This is a genomic window from Diaphorobacter sp. HDW4A, assembly GCF_011305995.1.
GTDB lineage: Bacteria > Pseudomonadota > Gammaproteobacteria > Burkholderiales > Burkholderiaceae_C > Diaphorobacter_A.
Genome location: NZ_CP049910.1, coordinates 3,601,575 through 3,626,278 on the forward strand (window position 1 = coordinate 3,601,575; position 24,704 = coordinate 3,626,278).

A 24,704-nucleotide genomic window follows, 5' to 3' on the forward strand; every position below is an offset into this window, starting at 1 on the left:
TTATATTTCTCCTACTACTTGTTGAGCCACACGAAGTACGTCATGAGCGCGAACACACCCAGGATCATGACCAACGCGTAGTGATAGAGATAACCCGTCTGCCAGCGGCGTGCCAGCTGACCGAGCTTGGCCATCAGCTTCCAGGAACCATTGACGACAGCGCCGTCGATGATGGCCTGATCGCCAACCTTCCAGAACACGGTACCGAATGCGCGAGCGCCACGGGCGAAGATGTTTTCGTAGACCCAGTCCACGCCGTACTTGCCTTCCAGAACCTGGTAAAGACCAATGCTCTTGGAGATCGACATGATCTTGGCAGGAATGGCAGGCCAGACCATGTAGAACAGATAGGCTGTCACCACACCGGCCAGAGCCAGCCAGAACGGCGCTGCGGTGAAACCGTGCAGAGCCATGGAAACCCAGTCGTGGATCTCGTGGCGCAGCTCGGCCATCGCGTGGTGCTTGCTTTCGTCGACGAAGATCACGCCCTTGAAGAAGTCACCCAGCACCATCGGGGCCAGCGCCATCGCGCCGATCACCACCGAAGGAATGGCCAACAGCATCAGTGGGCCAGTCACCACAAGCGGCGACTCATGCGGCTTGGCATCGTGGCCATGGCCGTGGTGGTCGTCATGTGAGTGATGGTCGTCGTGGTGCGCATCGGGGTTCTGGTCGTAGCGCTCCTTGCCGTGAAAGACGATGAAGTACAGACGGAACGAGTAGAACGCCGTGATGAACACACCGGCCAGCACCGCGAAGTTGGCGAAGCCAGCTGCAGGCAGGTTGGAGGCGTGCACCGCTTCGATGATCGCGTCCTTGGAGTAGAAGCCCGAGAAGAACGGTGTGCCGATCAGCGCGAGGTTGCCCAAGAGGAAGGTGATCCAGGTGATCGGCATGTACTTGCGCACGCCGCCCATCCAGCGGATATCCTGATTGTGGTGCATGCCCATGATGACGGAACCTGCGCCAAGGAACAGCAGTGCCTTGAAGAACGCGTGCGTCATCAGGTGGAACACGGAGACCGAGTAGGCCGACACGCCCAGAGCGATGGTCATGTAGCCCAGCTGCGAAAGCGTGGAGTACGCGATCACGCGCTTGATGTCGTTCTGGATGATGCCCAGGATACCCATGAACAGCGCCGTGATGGAGCCGATCACGACGATCAGGTTGAGCGCCACATCCGACATTTCATAGAGCGGCGACATGCGCGAGACCATGAAGATGCCGGCCGTCACCATGGTGGCGGCGTGGATCAGCGCGGAGATGGGGGTAGGACCTTCCATCGAATCGGGCAGCCATGCGTGCAACGGGAACTGGGCCGACTTGCCCATCGCGCCCACGAACAGGCAGATGGCGGTCACCGTGACCAGCAGCCAGCCGGTGCCAGGCAGCGTGGTGTTCTGCAGCTCGGGCAGCTTGGCGAAGATTTCCGAGTAGTTCAGCGTGCCGGTATAGGCGGCGATCAGGCCGATGCCGAGGATGAAGCCGAAGTCACCCACACGGTTGACCAGGAAGGCCTTCATGTTGGCGAAGATCGCGGATTCCTTCTTGTAGTAGAAGCCGATCAGCAGATACGACACCAGACCCACGGCTTCCCAGCCGAAGAACAGCTGCAGCAGGTTGTTGGCCATCACCAGCATCAGCATGGAGAAGGTGAACAGCGAGATGTACGAGAAGAAGCGGTCGTAGCCGTCGTCTTCCGCCATGTAGCCCATGGTGTAGATGTGAACCATCAGCGACACGAAGGTCACGACGCACATCATCATCGCGGTGATGCTGTCGATCAGGAAACCGACTTCCATCTTCAGACCACCCACCTGCATCCAGGTGTAGATGGTCTGGTTGAACGTGGCGCCTTCGAAGACGACCTGCTTGAACACATAAGCGGACAGCAGGAACGACAGCAGCACACCCAGAATCGTCAGCGAACTGCTGCCGGTACGGCCGATTTTGTTGCCGCCAAAAGCGGTGCCCCAGATACCCGCCAAGGCTGAGCCGACCAGCGGTGCCAAGGGCACTGCCAGCAGCATTGATGCATTAAGGGTTTGACTCATTCTTCAGAACCTTTGTTATGCGCCTCAACCCTTGAGGGTGTCGAGCTCTTCAGCGTTGATGTTGCGGTTGTTGCGGAACAGCAGCACCAGAATCGCCAGACCAATGGCCGACTCCGCGGCAGCCACAGTCAGGATGAAGAACACGAATACCTGGCCATGCATGTCGCCGAGGTAATGGGAGAACGCGACGAAATTCATATTGACGGCCAGAAGCATCAGCTCGATGGCCATCAGCAGAACGATGAGGTTCTTGCGATTGAGGAAAATGCCCACCACCGACATGGCGAACAACATGGCGCCCAGTGCCAGAAAGTGACCCAAAGTCAAAGTCATTATTTCTTCTCCTCTGCTGCGGGTTCAGCTTCTGGCGCAGCAGGTGCGACAGGCTTTTGCACAGCGTCCATCTTCACAACCTTCAGACGGTCGGAAGCACGCACGCGGATCTGTTCGGAAGCGCTGGTGGCCTTGCTGTCCTTGCGTTGACGCAGGGTCAGCGCAATCGCGGCAATCATCGCGACCAGCAGAATCACGGCAGCAATTTCAATCGGGTACAAATACTCGGTGTAGAGCAGCTTGCCCAGTTCCTTGGTGTTCGAGTAAGGAATCACCTTGCCCGCAGCGTCCAGCACCACGGCCGCCGCCTTGGGCTCTTCCATGCCGCGGAAACCGCTCATCAGCACCGCGCCCATTTCGAAGGCGACCAGTGCGCCAATGAAGGCGGCCAGCGGGAAGTGCCGCCAGAAGCCCTGACGCACGGTGTCGATGTTGATGTCCAGCATCATCACCACGAACAGGAACAGCACCATCACGGCGCCGAGGTACACGAGCACCAGAGCGATGCCGAGGAATTCAGCCTTGAGCAGCAGCCAGATGGCAGCCGCCTGCGAGAAGGCCAGAATCAGATTGAGCACGGCGTGAACAGGGTTGCGCGCAGTGATCACCCGGAAGGCTGCAAACAGCAGCACTGCCGAGAACAGGTAGAAAAAGGCGGTTTTGGCGTCCATGAATCGAATCTTCTTTTCTAGATCAAGGAGCCGCCTCAGCGGTACTTGGCATCTGCTGCCTTGTTGGCAGCGATTTCGGCTTCATAACGATCACCCACGGCCAGGAGCATGTCCTTGGTGTAGTACAGATCGCCACGCTTTTCGCCGTGGTATTCGAAGATGTGCGTTTCAACGATGGAGTCCACCGGGCAGCTTTCTTCGCAGAAGCCGCAGAAGATGCACTTGGTCAGATCGATGTCGTAGCGCGTGGTGCGGCGCGAGCCGTCATCCCGCACATCCGATTCGATGGTGATGGCCATTGCCGGGCAAACGGCTTCGCAGAGCTTGCAGGCAATGCAACGCTCTTCGCCATTGTCGTAACGGCGCAGGGCGTGCAGGCCACGGAAACGCGGCGAGAGTGGCGTCTTCTCTTCAGGGAACTGCACCGTGATCTTGCGACGGAAGGTGTAACGGCCAGTCAGGGCCATGCCCTTGGCGAGTTCCCAGAGCATGAAGCTCTTGAAGAAATCCTTGATGGAGAAATTAGACGCAGGAGCAGTCACGGTAGTCATTCTTGTCCCCGCTTATTTCCAGATATTCCATGGCGACAGGAGCCAGGCGGCAATCACGAGCAGCCAGATCAACGTCACAGGGATGAAGATCTTCCAGCCCAGACGCATGATCTGGTCATAGCGGAAGCGCGGGAAGGTAGCGCGGATCCAGATGAACATGGACACCACGAGGAAGGTCTTGATCGCCAGCCAGATCCAGCCGGGGATGAAGCCGAGGAAGTCGAACGGTGGCAACCAGCCGCCGAGGAACATGATCACGGCGAGGATCGACACGAGCCACATGCTGGCGTATTCCGCCAGGAAGAAGACCGCGAAGCCCATGCCCGAGTACTCGACCATGTGACCGGCCACGATTTCCGCTTCGCCTTCCACCACGTCAAACGGGTGGCGGTTCGTTTCGGCGACCGAGGAGATCAGGTAGACGATGAAGATCGGGAACAGCGGCAGCCAGTTCCACGACAGGAAGCTTGCGCCCATGCTGGCGAACTGGCCTTGCGATTGACCGGCGACGATCTCGGTCAGGTTCATCGAACCGGAGACCATGATCACCACCAGGAAGCAGAAGCCCATGGCGATTTCGTAGGACACCATCTGTGCCGACGCGCGCAGCGCACCGAGGAAGGCATACTTGGAGTTCGAAGACCAGCCGGCGATGATCACGCCATAGACTTCGATCGAGGTGATCGCCATGATCAGCAGCAGACCTGCGTTCACGTTCGCCAGAGCGACATCGGGAGCGAAGGGAATCGCCACCCATGCGGCCAGCGCCGGCATGATCGCCATCAGCGGGCCCAGATAGAACAGGCCCTTGGCCGCAGCGGTCGGCTGGATCAGTTCCTTGGTCATCAGCTTCAGGCCATCGGCCAGAGGCTGGAGCAGACCCATGGGGCCCACGCGGTTGGGTCCGAAGCGGATCTGCATGAAGCCGAGCAGCTTGCGCTCCCACAGTGTGAGGTAGGCCACGGCGCCCATCAGCGGAGCGACGATGCAGACGATCTTGAGGAGGATCCAGAGCACCGGCCACACCACGGCCGTCCACCAGCTCGTGCTGATGGCGTTCAGGCCGCCGTTGTAGATTGCGTCGATCATTGCGCGGCTCCCTTCAGTGCTGCGCGACCGTCAGCAGTCAGTTGCAGCGATGGCGCACGGCGCACCAGGCTGTCCAGTTGGTAGATGCTGGCAACGCAAGGCTCGCCTGCAGCAGCGTTGGCAGCCTGCAAGGGGGCGGATGTCGCGTTGTTCAACAGCTCGACGGGCACCTGCGTCACTTCACCGGATTGCTTGCCCGTGATGCGGGTGAGCACGTCTTGCGAGGTTTCGTAGTTCATGTCAGCCAGGCCCATCAGGTTGCCCAGAACGCGCAGCACCTTCCACGCGGGACGTGCATCGCCAGCAGGCTTGACCACGGCGTGGAAGCTCTGCACACGGCCTTCTGCGTTCACGAACGTGCCAGCGGTTTCGCTGAACGGCGTGATCGGCAGCAGCACGTCGCTGAAGTCCAGATTGGTCTTGAACGGGCTCATGGTCACGACCATTTGTGCGTTGTTCAGACCGGCCTTGCCAGCGGCGGAATCGAACTCTGGTTCGGTGTTCAGCAGCAACACGGCCTTCAGGGCGCCTTGCAGCATCTGGCCTGCGTTCAGACCACCTTGCTGCGGCTGGGCCTTGACCCATTGCGCGCCGACGGTGTTGGCTGCTTCGGTCAGGTAGCCGACAGAAGCACCAGTGTTCTCGCCGATCCACTTGGCCAGAGCCAGCAGGCTCGACGCATTGGCGTGGTGAGCAGCAGCGTTGCCCAGCAGAATCGCCTTGCGCTCGCCGGACAGCAGCGAGGCCGCCACGGCGCGTGCACCTTCGCTCACGCTGTCCACGGCGACGGGAGTTGGCATGGACTTCTCGGCGGCGACGGCGGCGACCACTTGCGCCAGCGCATCGGTCCACATCGCGGCAGGAGCGACGATGGCTTGCGAGACGGGCATGGCCCAGTCGTAGACCTTGGCGTTGATCGCGTTGACCGCGCAGCCCTTGCGGGTGGCCTGACGAATACGCTGTGCGAACAGCGGATGGTCCTTGCGCAGGTTAGAGCCGACGATCAGCACCGACTGCAGCGTCGACAGCGAGGCGATCGATGTGCCCAGCCATTGCACGCCTTCGCTCTTGGCGAATTCGGCGTTGCGCAGACGGTAGTCGATGTTGTCGCTGCCCACGCCGCGCATCAGAGCGCCGGCCAGATACAGCTCTTCGAGCGTGCTGTGCGGGCTCACCAGAGCGCCGATGCTGTTCGCACCGTGGTCGTTCTTGATGCCGCGCAGGCCGTTAGCCACGTATTCGAGGGCAGTCTGCCAGTCAACTTCCTTCCACTCGCCGCCCTGCTTGAGCATGGGCTTGGTGAGGCGGTCATCGCTGTTCAGCGCTTCGTACGAGAAGCGGTCGCGGTCGGCGATCCAGCATTCGTTGACGTCTTCGTTCTCGAGCGGAACGACGCGCATGACCTTGTGGTTCTTGACCTGAACGATCAGGTTCGAGCCAGTCGAATCGTGCGGCGACACCGACTTACGGCGCGACAGTTCCCAAGTACGGGCGCTGTAGCGGAAGGGCTTGCTGGTGAGCGCACCGACCGGGCAGATGTCGATCATGTTGCCCGAGAGTTCGGAGTCGATCGTATCGCCCACGACCGTAGTGATTTCGGAATGCTCGCCACGATGGATCATGCCCAGCTCCATCACGCCAGCCACTTCCTGGCCGAAACGCACGCAGCGTGTGCAATGGATGCAGCGGCTCATTTCCTGCATGGAAATCAGCGGACCGACATCCTTGACGGGAACGACGCGCTTTTCTTCTTCGTAGCGCGAACCGCTGCCGCCGTAACCGACGGCCAGATCCTGCAGCTGGCACTCGCCGCCCTGATCACAGATCGGGCAATCCAGCGGGTGATTGATCAGCAGGAATTCCATCACCGATTGCTGGGCCTTGATGGCCTTGTCGCTTTTGGTGCGGACAATCATGCCCTGCGTCACCGGGGTGGCGCAGGCAGGCATCGGCTTGGGAGCCTTTTCAACATCCACAAGGCACATGCGGCAGTTGGCCGCAATGGACAGCTTCTTGTGGTAGCAGAAGTGTGGAATGTAGGTACCGGCCTTCTCGGCGGCATGCATGACCATGCTGCCTTCCGATATCTCTACCTTCTTACCGTCCAGTTCAATTTCAACCATATTGTTTTCTCGCGATCCGGCGGCTTATGCAGCCTGCTTGGAAGCGTTCTGGATCTTCGCTTCAAACTCGTGACGGAAGTGCTTGATCATGGCGCGCACCGGCATCGCTGCCGCATCGCCGAGCGCACAGATCGTGCGGCCCATGATGTTGAGTGACACCGAATCCAGCAATTCGATATCTTCCGGACGGCCTTCGCCGTGCTGAATGCGATTGACCACGCGCCACAGCCAGCCCGTGCCTTCGCGGCAAGGTGTGCACTGTCCGCACGATTCGTGGGAATAGAAGTACGACAGACGCAGCAGGCTCTCGACCATGTCGCGCGAGTCGTCCATCACGATCACGGCACCCGAGCCCAGCATCGAGCCGGCCTTGGAGATGGAATCGTAGTCCATCGTGCATTGCATCATGATGTCAGCGGGCAGCACGGGAGACGACGATCCACCGGGGATCACGGCCTTGAGCGTGCGACCGGTGCGCACACCGCCCGCGAGCTCGAGCAGCTTGCTGAATGGCGTGCCCATCGGCACTTCGAAGTTGCCGGGGTTGTTCACGTCACCGCTCACCGAGAAGATCTTGGTGCCGCCGTTGTTGGGCTTGCCACATTCGAGATACGCCTGACCACCATGGCGGATGATCCATGGCACGGCTGCGAATGTTTCGGTGTTGTTGATGGTCGTCGGCTTACCGTACAGACCGAAGCTGGCCGGGAACGGTGGCTTGAAGCGCGGCTGGCCCTTCTTGCCTTCGAGCGACTCGAGCAACGCAGTTTCTTCACCGCAGATGTAGGCACCGAAACCGTGGGCCGCATGCAGCTGGAAGCTGAAGTTGCTGCCCATGATGTTGTCGCCGAGGAAACCGGCTGCACGGGCTTCTTCCAGAGCCGCTTCGAAGCGGTCATACACCTGGAAAATCTCGCCGTGGATGTAGTTGTAGCCCACCGTGATGCCCATCGCATACGCGGCAATGATCATGCCTTCAATGACGATGTGGGGATTGAACATCAGGATGTCGCGGTCCTTGCAGGTACCGGGCTCGCCCTCGTCCGAGTTGCAGACAAGGTGCTTCTGGCCAGGGAACTGGCGGGGCATGAAGCTCCACTTCAGACCCGTAGGGAAGCCAGCGCCGCCGCGACCACGCAGGCCGCTTTCCTTCATGGTGGCAATCACCTGGTCTTGCGTCAGACCTTCGCCGCCATCCTTGCCGAGGAGCTTGCGCAAAGCGACGTAGCCGCCGCGCGCTTCGTAGTCCTTGATGGACCAGTTGCTACCATCCAGACCTGCATAGATCTGCGGGTTGATGTGGCGGTCGTGAAAGCAGGTCTCGACACCCGAGGATGCGAACTTGTTCAGAACTGCATTGGCTGCTGCGTTCATCATGCCTTGCCCTCCGCGGCCTTCAGGTCAGCGATCAACTCGTCGAGTTTGTCGTTGCTCATGAAGCTGCACATGTGGCGGTCGTTCACCAGCATCACGGGCGAATCGGCGCACGCACCGAGGCATTCCGATTGCTGCAACGTGAACATGCCGTCGGCCGTGGTCTCACCCATCTTCACGCCGAGCTTGTGCTCGAGGTGGTGCAACGCCTTGTAGCCGTCGCGCAGCTGGCATGGCAGGTTGGTGCACACGTTGAGCTTGTACTTGCCGACGGGCTGCTGGTTGTACATGTTGTAGAACGTGGTGACTTCATGCACCGCGATCTCGGGCATGCCCAGTACGTCGGCGATCACCGCCTCGCTCTCGGCACTCACCCAGCCCTGTTCCTGCTGAACGATGGACAGGCACGCCATGACGGCGGACTGCTTCTGGTCAGCCGGGTACTTGGCCACCTCACGCGCAAAGCGTTCTTTGGTCGCTTCGGTAATCATCGGTCAACGTCTCCAAACACGATGTCCAGGGTGCTCAGCACCATCACAGCATCGGCCAGCATGTGGCCGCGGCACAGTTCGTCCATGGCGGACAGATGTGCGAATCCTGGTGGACGGATCTTCAGGCGATAAGGCTTGTTGGCTCCATCGCTGATCAGGTAAATGCCGAACTCGCCCTTGGGGTGTTCGACGGATGCGTAGGCTTCGCCTTCCGGCACGTGGAAACCTTCGGTGAAGAGCTTGAAATGGTGGATCAAGTCCTCCATATTGCTCTTCATGCCTTCACGGTCTGGCGGTGCAATCTTGTTGTTGTCCGTAATGACAGGGCCGGGGTTCGCCTTGAGCCAGTCCACGCACTGCTTGACGATGCGGTTGGACTCGCGCATTTCGGCCACGCGCACCAGATAACGGTCATAGCAGTCGCCCTTGGTGCCGACCGGCACGTCGAAATCCATGCGGTCATAGACTTCGTAGGGCTGCGTCTTGCGCATGTCCCAGGCCACGCCGGATGCACGCAGCATCGGGCCGGTCAGGCCGAGGTTCATCGCGCGCTCTGCGGTCACCACGCCGATGTCCACATTGCGCTGTTTCCAGATGCGGTTGTCGGTGAGCAGCGTCTCGTACTCGTCGCAGTTCTTGGGAAAACGTGCGGTGAAATCGTCGATGAAGTCAAGCAGCGTGCCCTGACGGTTCTTGTTGATTTCCTCGATCGCACGGGCGTTGCGGATCTTGCTCGCCTTGTACTGCGGCATCGATTCGGGCAGGTCGCGGTAGACGCCGCCCGGACGGAAGTACGCAGCGTGCATGCGCGCGCCGGACACGGCCTCGTACATGTCCATCAGGTCTTCACGTTCGCGGAATGTGTAGATCAGGATGGTGGAGCTGCCCGCATCGTTGCCCGAGGAACCCAGCCACATCAGGTGATTCATGATGCGGGTGATTTCGGAATACATCACGCGGATGTACTGCGCGCGGATCGGCACTTCAATGCCAAGCAGCTTCTCGATGGCGAGGCAATAGGCATGCTCGTTGCACATCATCGAGCAGTAATCCAGCCGGTCCATGTAGGGCAGCGACTGGATGTAGGTCTTGCTCTCGGCAAGCTTCTCGGTTGCGCGGTGCAGCAGACCGATGTGGGGGTCGGCACGCTGCACGACTTCACCGTCCAGCTCCAGCACCAAGCGCAGCACACCGTGCGCGGCCGGGTGCTGCGGACCAAAGTTCAGGGAATAGTTCTTGATTTCAGCCATGTTCTTCCGTCAAAAAGGCGCCCAAGGCGCCTCTCAGTGCAGGCCTCCGTATTTGTCTTCCCGGATGATGCGCGGCGTGATCTCGCGGGGCTCGATGGTGACCGGTTGGTACACGACACGGGCAGCCTCGGCGTCGTAACGCATTTCGACATGACCGGAGAGCGGGAAGTCCTTGCGGAACGGGTGACCGATGAAACCGTAGTCCGTGAGAATGCGGCGCAGATCGTCATGCCCATCGAACACGATGCCGTACAGGTCGAACGCCTCGCGCTCAAACCAATTGGCAGCCGCCCAGATTTCCGACACCGAAGGCAGCACAGGGAAATCTTCATCCGCACAGAACACACGCACTCGCACGCGCTGGTTCAGGCTGATCGAAAGCAGGTGCGAGACAGCAGCGAAACGCGGGCCGTCCGTGCCAACGCCAGCATAGGCCGAGTAGTCCACACCGCACAGGTCCAGCAGAACCTCGAACTTGCAGCCCGGTGCGTCGTGCAGCAGACGCATGACGTCTACATAGCTCGCCGCCGGAACTTCGATTGTCACTTCTTCCAGTGCAACCTTCACGGAGCGGACCTTGTCACCCAGCGTGGCCGCGAGGTTGTCGCGCAGCACTTCGGGGTGAATTGCATTCACAGTCATATTCACCTCTTCAGACGCGTGCGATGGTGTGGGTGCGGCGGATCTTCTGCTGCAGCTGGATGATGCCGTAGATCAGCGCTTCAGCTGTCGGAGGACAGCCAGGCACATACACGTCCACCGGCACGATGCGGTCACAACCACGCACCACGGAATAGCTGTAGTGGTAGTAGCCGCCGCCGTTCGCACACGAACCCATGGAGATCACCCAACGCGGCTCGGACATCTGGTCGTACACCTTGCGCATGGCGGGAGCCATTTTGTTGCACAGCGTTCCGGCCACAATCATCAGATCGGAGTGACGCGGGCTGGCACGAAACACTTCGGCGCCGAAGCGACCGATATCGTAACGCGCGGCTGCCGCATGCATCATCTCCACCGCACAACAGGCCAGACCGAAGGTCATGGGCCAAATCGATCCGGTCTTGGCCCAGTTCACCACCGAGTCGTAGCTCGTGGTGACGAAGCCCTTGCTCATCACACCTTCAATCATCGTGTTTGTCCTTGTTGCGAGCGGTTATTCCCAGTCCAGGGCGCCCTTTTTCCACTCGTAGGCGAAGCCCACAACCAGAATGGCCAGGAAGACCAGCACTGCCACAAATCCTGTCATGCCAACGTCTTGAAGAGTCACCGCCCACGGGAAGAGGAAGGCGATTTCCAGATCGAACAGGATGAAGAGAATGGCAACGAGGTAGTAACGCACATCGAACTTCATTCGAGCGTCATCAAATGCCTCAAAGCCGCATTCGTAAGGGGAGTTTTTTGCCGCATCCGGGCGATTGGGACCCAGAATGTACCCCAGTGCCAAGGGTACGACGCCTACGCCGATCCCCACCAGGATAAACAGGAGGACGGGGAGGTATTGATCGAGGTTCATCGGAGGCGCTCACCGCAGAAGACCAGGACCCGGGCTTGTTGCTTGCTCGAACAAGCCCGGGATTGGTCTTTGTGTATTGGTGCCGTCGGCGAGACTCGAACTCGCACAGCTTTCGCCACTACCCCCTCAAGATAGCGTGTCTACCAATTTCACCACGACGGCTTTTGACTGTGTCCGGATGGCATGAGGAACCTGCTTCGCAGATTTGTTTGGCTTTCCAGACAGAACAAAATTCTACCCCGGAAAAACCCTGTCACAACCAAAAAGCGGAAAAATTTCTCAGCTTTTTAGTTTTTCGGAATTTCTGCAGCGCCGGATGCAGGCACGGCAGCAGGCACAGCCGCATCGGACGCGGCGCTTGCAGGCGCTGCGGCAGGGATTGAGGCCGCAGGACCTTCCAACACACTGCCAGTGCTTGTGGGGCGAATATTGCCGAAGTAAGCCAGTGCCAGCGTCGTCACAAAGAACACCGTCGCCAGTCCGGCGGTCATGCGCGACAGGAAGTTGGCGCTGCCGGACGCGCCGAACAGACTGCCCGAGCTGCCGCTGCCGAACGCCGCGCCCATGTCGGCTCCCTTGCCGTGCTGCACAAGGATCAGACCGATCATGCCGAGGGCGGACAGGATCTGCACCGCCAGAATAATGTTGACAACCATACCCATGTTCAAACTCCTAAATTGCTCGAATCGTTGCGGCCGCCAGTGTGAATCACTGGGCCGCAGAAATGATTTGCAGGAAATCGGCCGCCTTGAGCGACGCACCACCCACCAGACCGCCATCAATGTCGGGCTGCGAGAGCAGCTCCGCCGCGTTGGCCGCGTTCATGCTGCCGCCGTAAAGCAGCTTGATGCCCGCCGCCTTCTGCGATGCCGCAGCCAGTTGGGCACGTAGCACGGCATGCACCTGCTGCGCCTGCTCCGGAGAAGCGGTCTTGCCCGTGCCGATGGCCCATACAGGTTCATACGCCACGATGATTTCGCTCACGCAGTGGGTCACCGCATGGATCGCCGCAGCCAGTTGGCGCTTGACGACCACTTCGGTCTTGCCCTCTTCGCGCTCAGCCAGCGTCTCGCCCACGCAGACGATCGGCGTGATGCCCGCCGACAGTGCGCGCTGCGCCTTGGCGCCGACGATGGCATCGGTCTCGCCGTGGTACTGGCGACGCTCCGAATGCCCCACCAGCACGTAACGCGCACCGAACTCCTTGAGCATGCCCGCTGACATCTCACCGGTGTAGGCACCTGACTCCTGGGCCGACACGTCCTGCGCCGCAAGTGCGATAGGCGAGTTGGCGACCAGCTGCTGCACCTGCGCGAGATAAGGCGCAGGTGCAGCGACGGCGATGTCACAACGCGCACGCGCACCAACACCCTCGCGCAGCGCGCTCAGCAGCGCCGCGTTGGCAGCCAGACTGCCGTTCATCTTCCAGTTTCCGGCGATGAGTTTCTTGTTATTCATGTGCCCCAAGTCAGAATGATCTTGCCTGTATGTTGATTGGATTCCATCAGCTCGTGGGCCCGGGCTGCCTCTGCCGCCGGGAACACGCTGTGAATGATGGGGCGCACCTTGCCATTTGCGAGCAATGGCCAGACACGTTCGCAAAGCGCCTGTGCAATCGCCGCCTTGAACGCCACCGAACGGGGACGCAACGTAGAGCCCGTGATCGTGATGCGGCGACGCAACACGAGGCCTGCGTTGAATTCCGACTTCACGCCGCCCTGCACCGCGATGATGACGATGCGGCCATCTTCAGCAACGCACTCCACCTCGCGCGCAACATAGTCTCCCGCCACCATGTCGAGCACCACATCGGCTCCCTTGCCATCGGTGATGCGCTTGACCTCGGCGACGAAATCCTGCGTCTTGTAGTTGATCGCGTGATCCGCACCGAGCGACAGGCAATTCGCGCACTTGTCGTCGCTGCCCGCCGTCACGATGACCGTGGCGCCAAACGCCTTGGCCAATTGAATCGCCGTCACGCCAATGCCACTGCTGCCGCCCTGGAGGAGCAAAGTCTCGCCCGCCTTCAATTGACCACGGTCGAACACATTGCTCCAGACCGTGAAGAAGGTCTCAGGCAACGACGCCGCCTCGACGTCGCTCAGCCCCGCAGGCACTGGCAGGCACTGCTCGACAGGCGCAACGCACCACTCGGCATAACCACCACCAGCCACCAGAGCGCACACACGGTCGCCTACACGGATGCCCGCCTTCGCCATCGCATCTGCATCGCCCGATTCCACCACGCCAGCAACCTCGAGCCCCGGAATGTCGGAGGCTCCCGGTGGTGGTGCGTAGTGGCCCTTGCGCTGAATCACGTCCGGGCGGTTTACACCGCTGGCCAGCACGCGAATCAACAGCTCGCCCTTGCCCGCATCCGGCAAAGGGCGCTCACCTAACTTCAGGCCCTCGGGCGGACCAAATGCCGTGATCTCCACGGCGCGCATGTTCGTCGTCATCCTGAGTCATCCGAGTTGCTGCGCCCGTCCATCCACTCACAAGAACGTGACGAGCCCATCAATTCAAAAACGAAACTGCCGCAAGCCATTTCTGACTTGCGGCATCCAGCCTTTCAGCGCTTATTGCTGCTGCTGTTGTTGTTGGTCGTCGCGGTTCTCACGACGCTCGCCACGGTCATCGCGACGCTCGCGGCGTTCGCCACCACGGTCACCGCGCTCTTGAGGAGCAGGACGGCCACCAGCGTCACCGGCTGGACGATCCAGCAGAGCCTTCATGGACAGCTTGACGCGGCCCTTTTCGTCGGTTTCCAGAACCTTGACCTTGACGATCTGGCCTTCTTGCAGATAGTCCGACACCTTCTCGACGCGCTCGTGAGCAATTTGCGAGATGTGCAGCAGACCATCCTTACCAGGCAGCAGGTTGATCAGCGCGCCGAAGTCCAGAATCTTGGTGATCGGGCCTTCGTAGATCTTGCCGATTTCCACTTCTGCGGTGATCTGCTCGATGCGGCGCTTGGCCTCATCCGCCTTCGCGCCGTCGGTGGCGGCGATGGTGATGGTGCCATCTTCCTCGATGTTGATCTGCGTGCCGGTTTCCTCGGTCAGCGCACGGATGGTGGCGCCACCCTTGCCGATCACGTCGCGGATCTTCTCGGGGTTGATCTTCATCGTGTACAGCTTGGGAGCGAAGCTAGAGACTTCGGTCTTGGCTTCGCCCATGGCGTCCTGCATCTTGCCCAGAATGTGCATGCGCGCTTCCTTGGCTTGAGCCAGAGCGACTTGCATGATTTCCTTGGTGATGCCCTGGATCTTGATGTCCATCTGCAGCGCGGTGATACCGTTGGTGGTACCGGCCACCTTGAAATCCATGTCACCCAGGTGATCTTCATCGCCCAGAATGTCGGTCAGCACAGCAAAGCGGTTGTCTTCCTTGATCAGACCCATGGCGATACCTGCCACGTGTGCCTTCATCGGAACGCCAGCGTCCATCATCGACAGGCAGCCACCGCAGACCGAAGCCATCGACGAAGAACCATTCGATTCAGTGATTTCCGACACCACACGGATCGTGTAGGGGAACTCTTCCTTGGTCGGCAGCACGGCGATCAGCGCGCGCTTGGCCAGACGGCCGTGGCCGATTTCGCGGCGCTTGGTCGAACCCATGCGGCCCACTTCACCGGTAGCAAAGGGAGGCATATTGTAGTGGAAAATGAAGCGGTCTTCGAATTCGCCAGCCAGCGCGTCGATGCGTTGAGCGTCACGTTCGGTACCCAGAGTCGAGATCACCAGAGCCTGAGTTTCACCGCGTGTGAACAGAGCCGAGCCGTGCGTGCGTGGCAGCACCGAGTTGCGGATTTCGATAGGACGCACGGTGCGTGTGTCGCGACCGTCGATGCGTGGCTCGCCGGCCAGAATCTGGCTGCGCACGATCTTGGCTTCGATGTCGAACAGCAGGCCTTCGACCTTCACCGAGTCAAACTCAGCGCCTTCAGCCTTGAGCGAAGCCATCACAGAAGCAGTTGCTTCGCGCAGGGCTTGCGTACGGGCTTGCTTGGAGCGGATCTGGTAGGCAGCGCGCAGCTTTTCTTCGGCCAGCTGCGAAACCTTGGCGATGAAAGCTTCATCCTTGGCAGGAGCTTGCCAATCCCACACGGGCTTGCCAGCTTCGCGCACCATTTCGTGAATCGCGCTGATCGCGATCTTGCCTTGTTCGTGGCCAAACACGACGGCGCCCAGCATCACCTCTTCAGGCAGTTGCTGCGCTTCGGATTCCACCATCAACACGGCAGCTTCTGTGCCAGCGACGATCAGATCCATCTGCGAATTCTTGCGGGCGGTCTGACCGGGGTTCAGAACGTATTCACCATTGATGTAACCCACGCGGGCAGCACCGATCGGGCCGTTGAACGGAATGCCGGAGATTGACAGAGCGGCGGACACGGCGATCATCGCCGCGATGTCGGCGTCGACTTCAGGGTTCAGCGAAATGGTGTGGATGACCACGTGCACTTCGTTGTAGAAGCCTTCAGGGAACAGCGGACGGATCGGGCGATCGATCAGGCGGCTGGTCAGGGTTTCAAGTTCGCTGGGCTTGGCTTCGCGCTTGAAGAAGCTGCCGGGGATCTTGCCTGCGGCGTATGTCTTCTCGATGTAGTCCACGGTCAGCGGGAAGAAGTCCTGGCCGGCCTTGGCATTCTTGGAACCGACGACAGTGGCGAGCACCACGGTGTCGTCGATGTTGACGAGCACGGCACCCGAAGCCTGGCGGGCGATTTCACCAGTTTCCATGACGACTGTCTTGTCGCCCCACTGGAAGCTCTTGGTCACTTTGTTGAACATGGTCATGTAATGAACTCCATTCATGGTTGTTGAGCGCAGGAACCGCAGTTCCCGCAGATGGAGGAGAGCAATTCTGAACACGATGCCATTCCAGTGAACCTGCCCTTTTTCGCCTCCCGGCAGGGCCCTTGGAATGACACAGCTTCGCTCGTTATTGCTTCTCCGAAGTAAAAAACGCCTGAGCTAGCGTGCTAACCCAGGCGTTTTTTCATGCCGGTGCAATTACTTGCGCAGGCCCAGCTTGGCGATCAGCGCAGTGTAACGCTCTGCGTCCTTGGACTTGAGGTAGTCCAAGAGCTTGCGACGACGGCTCACCATGCGCAGCAGGCCGCGACGACCGTGGTGGTCCTTGGCGTGCAACTTGAAGTGGGGAGTCAGTTCGTTGATACGAGCAGTCAGCAGTGCCACTTGCACTTCTGGGCTACCAGTATCTGTAGCGGAGCGAGCGTTAGCCTTTACGACTTCTGCCTTGATGGAAGATGCGATCATGATTTTTTCCTTGAGACAGGATTCAGGGAGCTATCAAAACTGAAGCGCCAGAACCCCTTGATTACTTGCGCAACTGGCTGGAAGGGTCAGAAGCGTGCGTCTTGCACCATGCAAAACCTGTCGATTATAACCGAGAGCGGTTTTTGCACCTTTTACACCAACGGCACAGGGCGATGCACGCGCGGCTGATATGGCTCATCCACCCCGCCAAGCGATGCCTTAAAGATGACAAACCCATCCAGAAACACGAAAGGGAGTCATCCATGCGCAGTCATCTGCTTCACATATCGCTTTGCACTGCGATCGGCCTGATAAGTGGCCTCAGCACTGCCACACTCGCCCAAGCTGCCAAGAAGAGCAAGGAAACGTCGACATCAACATCAACCCCAAGCTCGAAAAGTGGCAAGAACAAGTCCGAAAAGAGCGATTCCAGCGAATCCCAGACCGAAAGAGACAAACGACTTTACAGAGAATGCCAAGGTTTGCCAAATGCGGGCGCCTGTTCGGGTTACACTCGACGCTAACGCAAGAATGAGCAACGAAATTCGCATCGGAAACGATTGCATTCGGGCCTTTTGAGAAATTTTGGAAACTTTCCAAAACACCCAAAAAGCCATGCTATAATTCAAAGCTTGGCGGCTGTAGCTCAGCTGGATAGAGTACTTGGCTACGAACCAAGGGGTCGTGGGTTCGATTCCTGCCAGCCGCACCAAAACGACAAGCCTCAGAGTGGAAACGCTCTGAGGCTTTTTCGTTTTCCGAGTCCCTGGAAATGGCTTCTCGCACCGCACTGTCGTTCTGAGGCAAGATCGCGTGCATGAACAAGGCCTTCACCAAAGAATCCGACGGAGACGATGGCGATGATCTGCCGCAACCGGCAGGCATTCCCGCAGGCAGCAAGAACTACATCACACCCGCAGGCTATGCACGCCTGCGCGCAGAGCTGATGGATCTGATCGATGTGGAGCGTCCAAAGGTCGTGGACATCGTGCACTGGGCCGCCAGCAACGGCGACCGCTCGGAGAACGGTGACTACATCTACGGAAAGAAACGCCTGCGCGAGATTGATCGCCGCATTCGCTTCCTGACCAAGCGCCTCGAAATTGCGGAAGTGGTCGACGCATCCCTGCATCAAGGCAGCGATCAGGTCTTCTTCGGAGCGACCGTGACCTACATCGACGATCTTGACGACACCGAGCGCACTGTCACCATCATGGGCATCGACGAGGCCGACAACGCACAACAACAGATTAGCTGGGTATCACCCGTCGCACGTGCTCTCGTCAAGGCGCGTGCGGGTGACGCAGTGTCGCTGCAGACACCCGCTGGCATTCGCACGCTGGAAATCATCGAGGTGCGCTACCCACCTTCTCCGCCGCAGTAAAAAACAGACAGAAGTGCCAGCTCCAAAGCTGGCATTTTTTCTGGGCACGCCCTTGAATCAGGATGCCAATGGAATCTCGCGCAGAACGCGCAACACAGAATTCGTGCGTCGCAGGTTTCTCAGGACCGCCTCCAGGTGTGCAAGGTTGCGCACTTGGATAAGGAATCGCAGTTCGATGGTTTCCTCCATCGCCTCGCCTTCCATATCCACCCTCACGATGTCAGCCTCCGAATTGGCCAGCTCCGCAGCCACTCGTGCCAACACCCCTTTGCCATTGGTGACCGTGACGACGATGCCCGTTTCAAACAAACGTGACGGCTCTTCAGCCCAATCCACGGCGATGAATCGATCCCCATCCTTGGCCTGCAGCTTCATGGCCACTGCACAACGCACGTTGTGCACCACCAAACCTTCACCACGCCCTAAGTAACCTGTGATCGGATCACCCGGAACTGGACGACAGCACTGCGCGTACTGAACGGAAGCGCCCTCGCTGCCATCAAGCGTGATGCCCCCCTGCGAGATGGTCTCGTGCGAGCTGTAGCGTTCGCGGGTGAGCAGCAAGGCATCCGGACGCTGGCCGTCCTCGGACATCAGCAGCGCCATGCGCTTGGCGACAATGCTCGCCACGCGCTTGCCCAGACCAATGTCGGTCATCAGTTCTGAGCGCGTGCGGCTTCCTGTAAAGCGCAGAAGCTTGTCCCAAATGGCGGCCTGCGAATCCTCGTCAGGTAGGTTTTCCATGCCCTCGGCGCGCACCGCCTGCGTGAGCAGCTTTTCGCCAAGGCTTGCTGACTCGGTCAGCTCCATCGACTTGAGATAGTGACGGATCTTGGAGCGCGCACGCCCTGTGCGCACAAAGGCGAGCCATGCCGGATTCGGGTGCGAATCGGCCATGGAGACAATTTCAACCACGTCGCCATTCTTGAGCTCGGTGCGCAGCGGCACCTGCTCGCCATTGATCTTGCCGGCAACCGCATGATCGCCCACGTCAGTGTGCACGGCATAGGCGAAGTCAACGACAGTCGCCCCACGCGGTAACGCCATGATCTGGCTCTTGGGCGTGAATACGTAGACCGCATCAGGGAACAGGTCCACACGGACATGGTCCCAGAATTCGGCTGCATCGCGGGTTTCGTTCTGGATGTCGAGCAGCGACTGCAGCCACTTAGTGCCCATACGCTCGACCGACGACGCACCCGCGCCGCCCACTTCCTTGTATAGCCAATGCGCGGCCACGCCCGCCTCAGCGACGATGTTCATTTCTTCGGTGCGGATCTGGAACTCGATGTTCACCCCGGCAGGCCCCACCAACGTGGTGTGCAGCGACTGGTAGCCATTGGCCTTGGCAATCGCGATGTGGTCCTTGAACTTGCCCGGCACTGGCTTGTACATCTGGTGCAGCACGCCAAGCGCCGTATAGCAATCGGTCACTGTGGGCACGATGACGCGGAAACCATAAATGTCGGTCACCTTGGCAAAGCTCAGGTGCTTTTCCGTCATCTTCTCGTAGATCGAGAACATGGTCTTTTCACGACCGGCGACACGCACGCCCATGCCCATGCGGCTGAATGCGATATCGATTTCGTTCTGCACCTTGCTGACCATGTCGCGGCGACGGCCACGCGCCTTGTTCACCGCCTTGGACAGGGTTGCGTAACGCCAAGGATGCAGATGGCGGAACGCCAGATCCTGCAACTCGCGGTAGGTCTGGTTCAGCCCCAGGCGGTGTGCAATCGGGACATAGATCTCGATTGTCTCGGAGGAAATCCGGCCCCATTTGGAACGCGGCATGTCCGAGAGCGTGCGCATGTTGTGTGTGCGATCAGCCAGTTTGATGAGGATGACGCGTACATCGCGCGCCATCGCCAGCAGCATCTTTCGAAACGATTCGGCCTGATTTTCTTCGCGCGTGTCGAACTGCAGCTTGTCCAGCTTGGTGAGACCATCGACCATCTCGGCCACCGAGGCGCCGAACCGATCCACCAGATCGGACTTGGTCACGCCGCAATCTTCCATCGCGTCGTGCAGCAAGGCAGCGCTCAGCGCCTGGGCATCCAGCTTCCAACTTGCACACAGTGCAGCCACGGCAATCGGATGGGTGATATAGGGCTCGCCGCTGTTGCGCATCTGCCCCAAGTGGGCCTGATCGGCGAAACGATAGGCCAAACGCACCTGCTCGATACTGGCGTCATCCAGGTAGTCGAGCTTTTCCAGAAGCGCAGCAAAGCTTGCCGCTGCCGCATTGGCAGCAGCCGCACCAGAGCCACCCGGTGCCTTGACCGGGGGACTGATATTCGACGATGTTGCGGTTGCCTGGTTAGACACTGCGTTCATGCCCCAAATGTAGCGATTGCAAAAGAGTATGACTATAAAGCGCTACAGAACTTGCGTTACCGCGTAGGGACTCCCGCCTTTCAGGAGAGCCGCCCGTTCTCAGCCCGTTTGCTGCGCCAAGCCGCTCAAGAGTGCCTTTATTGCAGTGCAGCAAGCCAAATATTAAACAGCCTTTGCGCGAGCGAGAAGCTTTTCGATGTTGTCCTCACGCATCAATGATTGATTTTGATGCGAAAAACAGGCAAATCGAAAGAAAAAATCTTAATCACTGTCTTAGCCAGATACAGACAGTCTCACGACATTCCCACCATTTCATGCTTTGAGCTCCTCATCCAAGCATATTTTGGGCAAAAAAATAGCGCCGTCTGACGGCGCTATTTTGCTATGCACGGCAACGACCTACGCGGTTTACCCCGCACGGTCCGACTGCCAAAGATCAGCCCGGAACCTTCTTGAGCATTTCCAACCCGACCTTGCCAGCGGCGATTTCTCGCAGCGCGGTCACGGCAGGCTTGTTGCGGCTCTCGATCTTGGGCGAGTGGCCCTGGCTCAGCATGCGGGCACGATATGTCGCGGCCAAAACCAGTTGAAAACGGTTGGGGATCTGCTCAAGGCAGTCTTCCACAGTGATGCGGGCCATATGATTCTCCGGGGATCCAGTTCAGGGAATGTGGAGCGATCCAAAAGTATCGGCCCTGGCTCTGCGCTGGGCGGCGTACTTCAGACGCTGCGCGTGAACAATGGTTTTCAGATCGAAAAGCGCATGTTCAAAAACTTCATTGATTATAACGAAGTCGAAATTGCATGCCTGCGCCATCTCTTCGGCGGCGTTCACGAGACGGTGTTCGATCACGTCCGGCTCGTCCTCGCCACGGCGCTCCAGGCGCGAACGCAGCTCTTCCCAGCTCGGCGGCAGGATAAAGACCAGCACGGCGTTGGCGAAGGTCTTTTTGACCTGCATCGCGCCTTGGAAGTCAATCTCCAGAATCACATCCCCACCGTTGCCCACACGATCCTCGATCGCCTTGCGCGAGGTGCCATAGCGGCGCCCGTGCACATTGGCCCATTCGACAAAGCCGTTGGCCGCAACCATTGCGTCGAACTCCTGATCGGAGGTGAAGAAATACTCTCGGCCGTGCTTTTCCTGACCGCGCGGAGCGCGCGTTGTGTGGGAAACAGAAGGCTGAACCCGCGAGTCAAGCTCGCGCAACGCCTTCACAAGGCTGGATTTACCGGCCCCACTCGGGGCCGACACTACAAATAAATTACCTGGATAGTCCATAGATTCGAGCGCTTTGCGCGCTTCCAAAACGGAATTATCACTCGATGTTCTGAACCTGTTCGCGCATCTGTTCAATCAGCACCTTCATGTCGACGCTGATTTTGGTCAGTTCCATCGCTGCGGATTTGGAGCCAAGCGTGTTTGCTTCGCGGTGCAGTTCCTGGATCAGAAAGTCAAGCCGCTTGCCCACTTCACCGCCTTTTTTCAGCAGATGCTCGATCTCGTCGAGATGCGAATCCAAGCGCGTGATCTCCTCTGCCACGTCGATGCGGATGGCAAAGGCCGTGGCCTCGGTCAAGGCACGGTCCTGCGCCATCTCGGGCGCAACGCTGCCTTCGGCCAGGCCCATCGCTTCCTTCCAGCGCTCCATGAAACGCTGACGCTGCTGCTCAACCAGTTGAGGAACCAGTGGCACTGCTTGCTTGGCGAGCTCGCGCAACTGGCTCACGCGGTCGATCAGCATGGCGGCCAGTCGCTCACCCTCACGTTCACGGGCCGTCGACAGGTCTTTGAGGGTGCCTTGAGCGAGCTTTTTGAGCGGCTCGGTCCAGTCCTGAGTCGAACCCGATCCGGCTGTGCAAAGGCGCAACGCATCAGCAACGCTCAGCGGCGCCGCATTGGGTAACCAAGCCTGAACCGTATCCTGCAGAGAACACAGGCGCTGGAGCATCTGCGGCGCGGGGTCGGGAAGCGACGCACTTTCGCCGGCCTCCACAAAAAATGCCCGCACTTCCACCTTGCCGCGCTTGAGCTTGGTCGTGAGCAAGCTGCGCAACATGGGCTCCTGCGAACGCAGATCTTCCGACAGGCGGAAAGAAAGGTCCAGAAAGCGGCTGTTGACCGATCTGATCTCCAGTCCCAGTTGCCGATGCGGCGCATTTTGTCGCTCTTCGCTCACTGGAGCCTCCAGCTGTGCGCTGGCGTACCCTGTCATGCTGTAAACTGCCATTGGACTTTTCGGTGATTGGTTGCTTGCAATCCGGCGATTATCCGGGTTCTGACCGACCCGTGATTGCATCCACTGCCATATGTCGAAAATCAAGCCTTCCCCACTCCCCCCGGATACCGTCATCGGCGGATATCGAATCGTACGCCGCGTAGCTGCTGGCGGCTTCGGTGTTGTCTATCAAGCGATCAGCGCGGACGACCAGACAGTCGCCGTCAAGGAATACCTTCCTTCGTCCCTCGCCTCGCGTGCACAGGGTGAGCTCGCTCCGGTCGTTTCCCCCGAAAAACTGTCGCTTTATCGCCTCGGCCTCAAGAGCTTTTTCGAAGAAGGTCGCTCGTTGGCCCAGATATCGCACCCCTCCGTGGTGAGCGTGCTGAATTTCTTCCGCGAGAACGAGACCGTCTACATGGTGATGAACTACCTGGAAGGCGCCACGCTGCAGGATTTCATCATCACTGCGCGCGACCAAAAGGCGCAGAAGATCTTCCGCGAATCCACCATCCGCTCGCTGTTCGACGAGGTGCTGCGCGGCCTGCGCATCGTGCACCAGCACAAGATGCTGCACCTCGACATCAAGCCCGCCAACATCTTCATCACCGACGATGACCGCGCCGTGATGATCGATTTCGGCGCCGCACGCGAGGTGCTATCCAAGGAAGGCAACTTCATCCGTCCGATGTACACGCCTGGCTTCGCCGCACCCGAGATGTACCGCCGCGACGCCCAGATGGGCCCGTGGACCGACATCTACGCCATCGGCGCCTGCATCTACGCCTGCATGCACGGCTACCCGCCCACCGAAGCGACGCAGCGCTCCGACAAGGACCGCCTCACCGCCGCGCTCGCCAAGATGCGCGGTCTCTACTCCGATAACCTGATCGAGGTCGTCGAGTGGTGTATGGCGCTGGATCCGCTGTCGCGCCCTCAATCCGTCTTCGCGCTGCAAAAAGAATTGAGCCGCGAAGGCGAGCGCCGCTATACCAAACTCACAGTCGCAGAGAAAATGCGCCTGCAAATCGACACACTCGTGGCTGATACACGCAACAACGTCCTCAAAGTAGGCAGCGGCCCAGGGAAAATCCAATGAAATTCTCCGTCTTCCAGATCAGCCGCAAGGGCGGTCGCGAAAAGAATGAAGACCGCATGGGCTATTGCTACACGCGGGAATCCGGCCTCTTCGTTCTGGCCGACGGCATGGGCGGGCACCCCGATGGCGAGGTGGCTGCGCAGATCGCCATCCAGACCGTTTCCGCCCTCTTCCAGCGCGAGGCCAAGCCCGCACTGGCCGACGTGCCCACCTTTCTGACAGCCGCGCTGCTCGCCGCGCACCACCAGATCCTGCGCTACACCAGCGACAAGTCACTCGGAGACTCGCCGCGCACCACGCTCGTGGCCGCCGTGGTGCAAGATGGCCGCGCCCAATGGATCCACTGCGGCGACTCGCGCCTGTACATGGTGCGCGAAGGCCAGAAAGTGACCCGCACGCGCGATCACTCGTATCTCGAGCTGCGCAACGCCTCGTTCCAAGGTCTCGAGAACATCAACCGCAACGTGCTGTTCACCTGCCTCGGATCGCCGTCCAAGCCGGTGTATGACATCAGCGACCCGGTGAATCTGGAGCAAGGCGACCGCTTGCTGCTGTGTTCGGACGGCCTCTGGGGGGCGCTGGACGACGACAAGATCGCCAAGGAACTCGGCCGCAACACCGTATCGGAAGCCGTTCCCAACCTCGTCGAAGAGGCCCTGCGCGAGGCCGGAAGTTCCAGTGACAACGTCACCGTGGTAGCGATGGAGTGGGAGACGCCCGACCAGTTCGCCTCCACCATGGGCATCTCGACCGACAGCATCAGCGAAGACGTTTTTGCCTCCACCATTCAGGCCGGGCTGATGGACAATTCCGGGTTTCCCGACGAGATCGACGATCTCGACGACGAGGCCATCGAACGTTCGATTGCCGAGATCAACGAGGCCATTCGCCGAACGTCTGCGGCACGCAAAGCGTGAAAAGCGGA

General features: G+C 59.5%; 24 protein-coding genes and 2 tRNA genes. 4 read left to right on the forward strand and 22 right to left on the reverse strand.

The window, feature by feature from the left end:
• Window positions 1-14: 14 nt before the first annotated feature.
• The 18 genes from nuoL to rpsO all read right to left on the reverse strand — a co-directional run bounded on the left by nuoL (window position 15) and on the right by rpsO (window position 16,740).
• Window positions 15-2,054: an NADH-quinone oxidoreductase subunit L gene (nuoL, locus tag G7047_RS16395; protein WP_205904643.1), complete on the reverse strand. Its 2,040-nt coding sequence runs from the start codon at window positions 2,052-2,054 to the stop codon at window positions 15-17.
• A gap of 24 nt (window positions 2,055-2,078) precedes the next feature.
• Window positions 2,079-2,387, reverse strand: coding sequence for an NADH-quinone oxidoreductase subunit NuoK (nuoK, locus tag G7047_RS16400; protein ID WP_166067093.1), 309 nt, complete (start codon window positions 2,385-2,387; stop codon window positions 2,079-2,081).
• Entirely contained in the window at window positions 2,387-3,058 is a 672-nt protein-coding gene (locus G7047_RS16405; protein ID WP_166307653.1) for an NADH-quinone oxidoreductase subunit J, read from the reverse strand. The genes nuoK and G7047_RS16405 overlap by 1 nt, the downstream gene beginning before the upstream one ends.
• Window positions 3,059-3,093: 35 nt before the next feature.
• Window positions 3,094-3,609 carry an NADH-quinone oxidoreductase subunit NuoI gene (gene nuoI, locus G7047_RS16410; RefSeq protein ID WP_166067095.1) on the reverse strand — a complete coding sequence of 172 codons (516 nt, stop codon included), beginning with the start codon at window positions 3,607-3,609 and terminating at the stop codon, window positions 3,094-3,096.
• Between the two features lie 12 nt (window positions 3,610-3,621).
• Window positions 3,622-4,698, reverse strand: a complete 1,077-nt coding sequence (gene nuoH, locus G7047_RS16415; RefSeq protein ID WP_166307656.1) for an NADH-quinone oxidoreductase subunit NuoH — start codon at window positions 4,696-4,698, stop codon at window positions 3,622-3,624.
• On the reverse strand, window positions 4,695-6,821 hold the full coding sequence (nuoG, locus tag G7047_RS16420) for an NADH-quinone oxidoreductase subunit NuoG (RefSeq protein ID WP_166307659.1): 2,127 nt from the start codon (window positions 6,819-6,821) through the stop codon (window positions 4,695-4,697). Before nuoG ends, nuoH begins: the two co-directional genes overlap by 4 nt.
• Before the next feature lie 24 nt (window positions 6,822-6,845).
• Complete coding sequence (nuoF, locus tag G7047_RS16425) at window positions 6,846-8,195, reverse strand: NADH-quinone oxidoreductase subunit NuoF (RefSeq protein ID WP_166312103.1); 1,350 nt, start codon at window positions 8,193-8,195, stop codon at window positions 6,846-6,848.
• The gene (gene nuoE / locus G7047_RS16430) at window positions 8,195-8,686 is read right to left on the reverse strand and encodes an NADH-quinone oxidoreductase subunit NuoE (RefSeq protein WP_166307662.1); all 492 of its coding nucleotides are present in this window, start codon (window positions 8,684-8,686) and stop codon (window positions 8,195-8,197) included. Before nuoE ends, nuoF begins: the two co-directional genes overlap by 1 nt.
• Window positions 8,683-9,936 (reverse strand): NADH-quinone oxidoreductase subunit D, encoded by a 1,254-nt coding sequence (locus tag G7047_RS16435; RefSeq protein ID WP_166307665.1) that lies wholly within the window; start codon window positions 9,934-9,936, stop codon window positions 8,683-8,685. The genes nuoE and G7047_RS16435 overlap by 4 nt, the downstream gene beginning before the upstream one ends.
• 33 nt (window positions 9,937-9,969) lie before the next feature.
• Complete coding sequence (locus tag G7047_RS16440; RefSeq protein ID WP_166307668.1) at window positions 9,970-10,578, reverse strand: NADH-quinone oxidoreductase subunit C; 609 nt, start codon at window positions 10,576-10,578, stop codon at window positions 9,970-9,972.
• A gap of 10 nt (window positions 10,579-10,588) precedes the next feature.
• Window positions 10,589-11,068, reverse strand: a complete 480-nt coding sequence (locus G7047_RS16445; protein ID WP_166067101.1) for an NADH-quinone oxidoreductase subunit B family protein — start codon at window positions 11,066-11,068, stop codon at window positions 10,589-10,591.
• A 24-nt stretch (window positions 11,069-11,092) separates the two neighbouring features.
• Window positions 11,093-11,452: an NADH-quinone oxidoreductase subunit A gene (locus tag G7047_RS16450; RefSeq protein ID WP_166307671.1), complete on the reverse strand. Its 360-nt coding sequence runs from the start codon at window positions 11,450-11,452 to the stop codon at window positions 11,093-11,095.
• Between the two features lie 77 nt (window positions 11,453-11,529).
• Window positions 11,530-11,614 (reverse strand) — tRNA-Leu (locus G7047_RS16455).
• 125 nt (window positions 11,615-11,739) lie between these two features.
• Window positions 11,740-12,114 carry a preprotein translocase subunit SecG gene (gene secG, locus G7047_RS16460; protein ID WP_166307674.1) on the reverse strand — a complete coding sequence of 125 codons (375 nt, stop codon included), beginning with the start codon at window positions 12,112-12,114 and terminating at the stop codon, window positions 11,740-11,742.
• A gap of 46 nt (window positions 12,115-12,160) precedes the next feature.
• Window positions 12,161-12,910: a triose-phosphate isomerase gene (tpiA, locus tag G7047_RS16465; RefSeq protein WP_166307677.1), complete on the reverse strand. Its 750-nt coding sequence runs from the start codon at window positions 12,908-12,910 to the stop codon at window positions 12,161-12,163.
• The gene (locus tag G7047_RS16470; RefSeq protein ID WP_240939155.1) at window positions 12,907-13,911 is read right to left on the reverse strand and encodes an NAD(P)H-quinone oxidoreductase; all 1,005 of its coding nucleotides are present in this window, start codon (window positions 13,909-13,911) and stop codon (window positions 12,907-12,909) included. The genes tpiA and G7047_RS16470 overlap by 4 nt, the downstream gene beginning before the upstream one ends.
• Before the next feature lie 120 nt (window positions 13,912-14,031).
• Window positions 14,032-16,257 carry a polyribonucleotide nucleotidyltransferase gene (gene pnp / locus G7047_RS16475; protein WP_166307680.1) on the reverse strand — a complete coding sequence of 742 codons (2,226 nt, stop codon included), beginning with the start codon at window positions 16,255-16,257 and terminating at the stop codon, window positions 14,032-14,034.
• A gap of 216 nt (window positions 16,258-16,473) precedes the next feature.
• On the reverse strand, window positions 16,474-16,740 hold the full coding sequence (gene rpsO, locus G7047_RS16480; RefSeq protein WP_166307683.1) for a 30S ribosomal protein S15: 267 nt from the start codon (window positions 16,738-16,740) through the stop codon (window positions 16,474-16,476).
• Window positions 16,741-17,375: 635 nt separating this feature from the next.
• On the opposite strand from rpsO, the gene G7047_RS16485 reads away from it, so the two are divergent.
• Window positions 17,376-17,452: transfer RNA gene (locus tag G7047_RS16485), tRNA-Arg, on the forward strand.
• Window positions 17,453-17,557: 105 nt separating this feature from the next.
• Window positions 17,558-18,124: a transcription elongation factor GreB gene (greB, locus tag G7047_RS16490; RefSeq protein WP_166307686.1), complete on the forward strand. Its 567-nt coding sequence runs from the start codon at window positions 17,558-17,560 to the stop codon at window positions 18,122-18,124.
• Between the two features lie 57 nt (window positions 18,125-18,181).
• On the opposite strand, the gene G7047_RS16495 is transcribed toward greB, so the two are convergent.
• The 4 genes from G7047_RS16495 to G7047_RS16510 form a co-directional block, all read right to left on the reverse strand.
• Entirely contained in the window at window positions 18,182-20,461 is a 2,280-nt protein-coding gene (locus G7047_RS16495) for a bifunctional (p)ppGpp synthetase/guanosine-3',5'-bis(diphosphate) 3'-pyrophosphohydrolase (protein WP_166307689.1), read from the reverse strand.
• A gap of 436 nt (window positions 20,462-20,897) precedes the next feature.
• Window positions 20,898-21,101, reverse strand: coding sequence for a DNA-directed RNA polymerase subunit omega (gene rpoZ / locus G7047_RS16500; protein WP_166067109.1), 204 nt, complete (start codon window positions 21,099-21,101; stop codon window positions 20,898-20,900).
• A gap of 21 nt (window positions 21,102-21,122) precedes the next feature.
• The gene (gene gmk / locus G7047_RS16505) at window positions 21,123-21,743 is read right to left on the reverse strand and encodes a guanylate kinase (protein WP_166312105.1); all 621 of its coding nucleotides are present in this window, start codon (window positions 21,741-21,743) and stop codon (window positions 21,123-21,125) included.
• A 37-nt stretch (window positions 21,744-21,780) separates the two neighbouring features.
• Window positions 21,781-22,677 carry a YicC/YloC family endoribonuclease gene (locus G7047_RS16510; RefSeq protein WP_305793612.1) on the reverse strand — a complete coding sequence of 299 codons (897 nt, stop codon included), beginning with the start codon at window positions 22,675-22,677 and terminating at the stop codon, window positions 21,781-21,783.
• Window positions 22,678-22,771: 94 nt separating this feature from the next.
• On the opposite strand from G7047_RS16510, the gene G7047_RS16515 reads away from it, so the two are divergent.
• Both G7047_RS16515 and G7047_RS16520 read left to right on the forward strand, forming a co-directional pair.
• The gene (locus G7047_RS16515; RefSeq protein WP_166307695.1) at window positions 22,772-23,779 is read left to right on the forward strand and encodes a serine/threonine-protein kinase; all 1,008 of its coding nucleotides are present in this window, start codon (window positions 22,772-22,774) and stop codon (window positions 23,777-23,779) included.
• Window positions 23,776-24,696 (forward strand): PP2C family serine/threonine-protein phosphatase, encoded by a 921-nt coding sequence (locus G7047_RS16520; protein WP_166307698.1) that lies wholly within the window; start codon window positions 23,776-23,778, stop codon window positions 24,694-24,696. Before G7047_RS16515 ends, G7047_RS16520 begins: the two co-directional genes overlap by 4 nt.
• Window positions 24,697-24,704: the final 8 nt, after the last annotated feature.

What these genes read in the sequence shown, in the direction of transcription:
- nuoF (WP_166312103.1), bottom strand. Translation starts at nt 8,195, where the DNA reads ATGAACGCAGCAGCCAATGCAGTTCTGAACAAGTTCGCATCCTCGGGT.
- nuoI (WP_166067095.1), bottom strand. Translation starts at nt 3,609, where the DNA reads ATGACTACCGTGACTGCTCCTGCGTCTAATTTCTCCATCAAGGATTTC.
- G7047_RS16515 (WP_166307695.1), top strand. Translation starts at nt 22,772, where the DNA reads ATGTCGAAAATCAAGCCTTCCCCACTCCCCCCGGATACCGTCATCGGC.
- G7047_RS16520 (WP_166307698.1), top strand. Translation starts at nt 23,776, where the DNA reads ATGAAATTCTCCGTCTTCCAGATCAGCCGCAAGGGCGGTCGCGAAAAG.
- G7047_RS16510 (WP_305793612.1), bottom strand. Translation starts at nt 22,677, where the DNA reads ATGACAGGGTACGCCAGCGCACAGCTGGAGGCTCCAGTGAGCGAAGAG.
- gmk (WP_166312105.1), bottom strand. Translation starts at nt 21,743, where the DNA reads ATGGACTATCCAGGTAATTTATTTGTAGTGTCGGCCCCGAGTGGGGCC.
- greB (WP_166307686.1), top strand. Translation starts at nt 17,558, where the DNA reads ATGAACAAGGCCTTCACCAAAGAATCCGACGGAGACGATGGCGATGAT.
- nuoG (WP_166307659.1), bottom strand. Translation starts at nt 6,821, where the DNA reads ATGGTTGAAATTGAACTGGACGGTAAGAAGGTAGAGATATCGGAAGGC.
- G7047_RS16405 (WP_166307653.1), bottom strand. Translation starts at nt 3,058, where the DNA reads ATGGACGCCAAAACCGCCTTTTTCTACCTGTTCTCGGCAGTGCTGCTG.
- G7047_RS16470 (WP_240939155.1), bottom strand. Translation starts at nt 13,911, where the DNA reads ATGACGACGAACATGCGCGCCGTGGAGATCACGGCATTTGGTCCGCCC.
- G7047_RS16445 (WP_166067101.1), bottom strand. Translation starts at nt 11,068, where the DNA reads ATGATTGAAGGTGTGATGAGCAAGGGCTTCGTCACCACGAGCTACGAC.
- rpoZ (WP_166067109.1), bottom strand. Translation starts at nt 21,101, where the DNA reads ATGGCCCGCATCACTGTGGAAGACTGCCTTGAGCAGATCCCCAACCGT.
- tpiA (WP_166307677.1), bottom strand. Translation starts at nt 12,910, where the DNA reads ATGAATAACAAGAAACTCATCGCCGGAAACTGGAAGATGAACGGCAGT.
- G7047_RS16450 (WP_166307671.1), bottom strand. Translation starts at nt 11,452, where the DNA reads ATGAACCTCGATCAATACCTCCCCGTCCTCCTGTTTATCCTGGTGGGG.
- G7047_RS16440 (WP_166307668.1), bottom strand. Translation starts at nt 10,578, where the DNA reads ATGACTGTGAATGCAATTCACCCCGAAGTGCTGCGCGACAACCTCGCG.
- nuoH (WP_166307656.1), bottom strand. Translation starts at nt 4,698, where the DNA reads ATGATCGACGCAATCTACAACGGCGGCCTGAACGCCATCAGCACGAGC.
- secG (WP_166307674.1), bottom strand. Translation starts at nt 12,114, where the DNA reads ATGGGTATGGTTGTCAACATTATTCTGGCGGTGCAGATCCTGTCCGCC.
- G7047_RS16435 (WP_166307665.1), bottom strand. Translation starts at nt 9,936, where the DNA reads ATGGCTGAAATCAAGAACTATTCCCTGAACTTTGGTCCGCAGCACCCG.
- nuoK (WP_166067093.1), bottom strand. Translation starts at nt 2,387, where the DNA reads ATGACTTTGACTTTGGGTCACTTTCTGGCACTGGGCGCCATGTTGTTC.
- pnp (WP_166307680.1), bottom strand. Translation starts at nt 16,257, where the DNA reads ATGACCATGTTCAACAAAGTGACCAAGAGCTTCCAGTGGGGCGACAAG.
- nuoL (WP_205904643.1), bottom strand. Translation starts at nt 2,054, where the DNA reads ATGAGTCAAACCCTTAATGCATCAATGCTGCTGGCAGTGCCCTTGGCA.
- nuoE (WP_166307662.1), bottom strand. Translation starts at nt 8,686, where the DNA reads ATGATTACCGAAGCGACCAAAGAACGCTTTGCGCGTGAGGTGGCCAAG.
- rpsO (WP_166307683.1), bottom strand. Translation starts at nt 16,740, where the DNA reads ATGATCGCATCTTCCATCAAGGCAGAAGTCGTAAAGGCTAACGCTCGC.
- G7047_RS16495 (WP_166307689.1), bottom strand. Translation starts at nt 20,461, where the DNA reads ATGAACGCAGTGTCTAACCAGGCAACCGCAACATCGTCGAATATCAGT.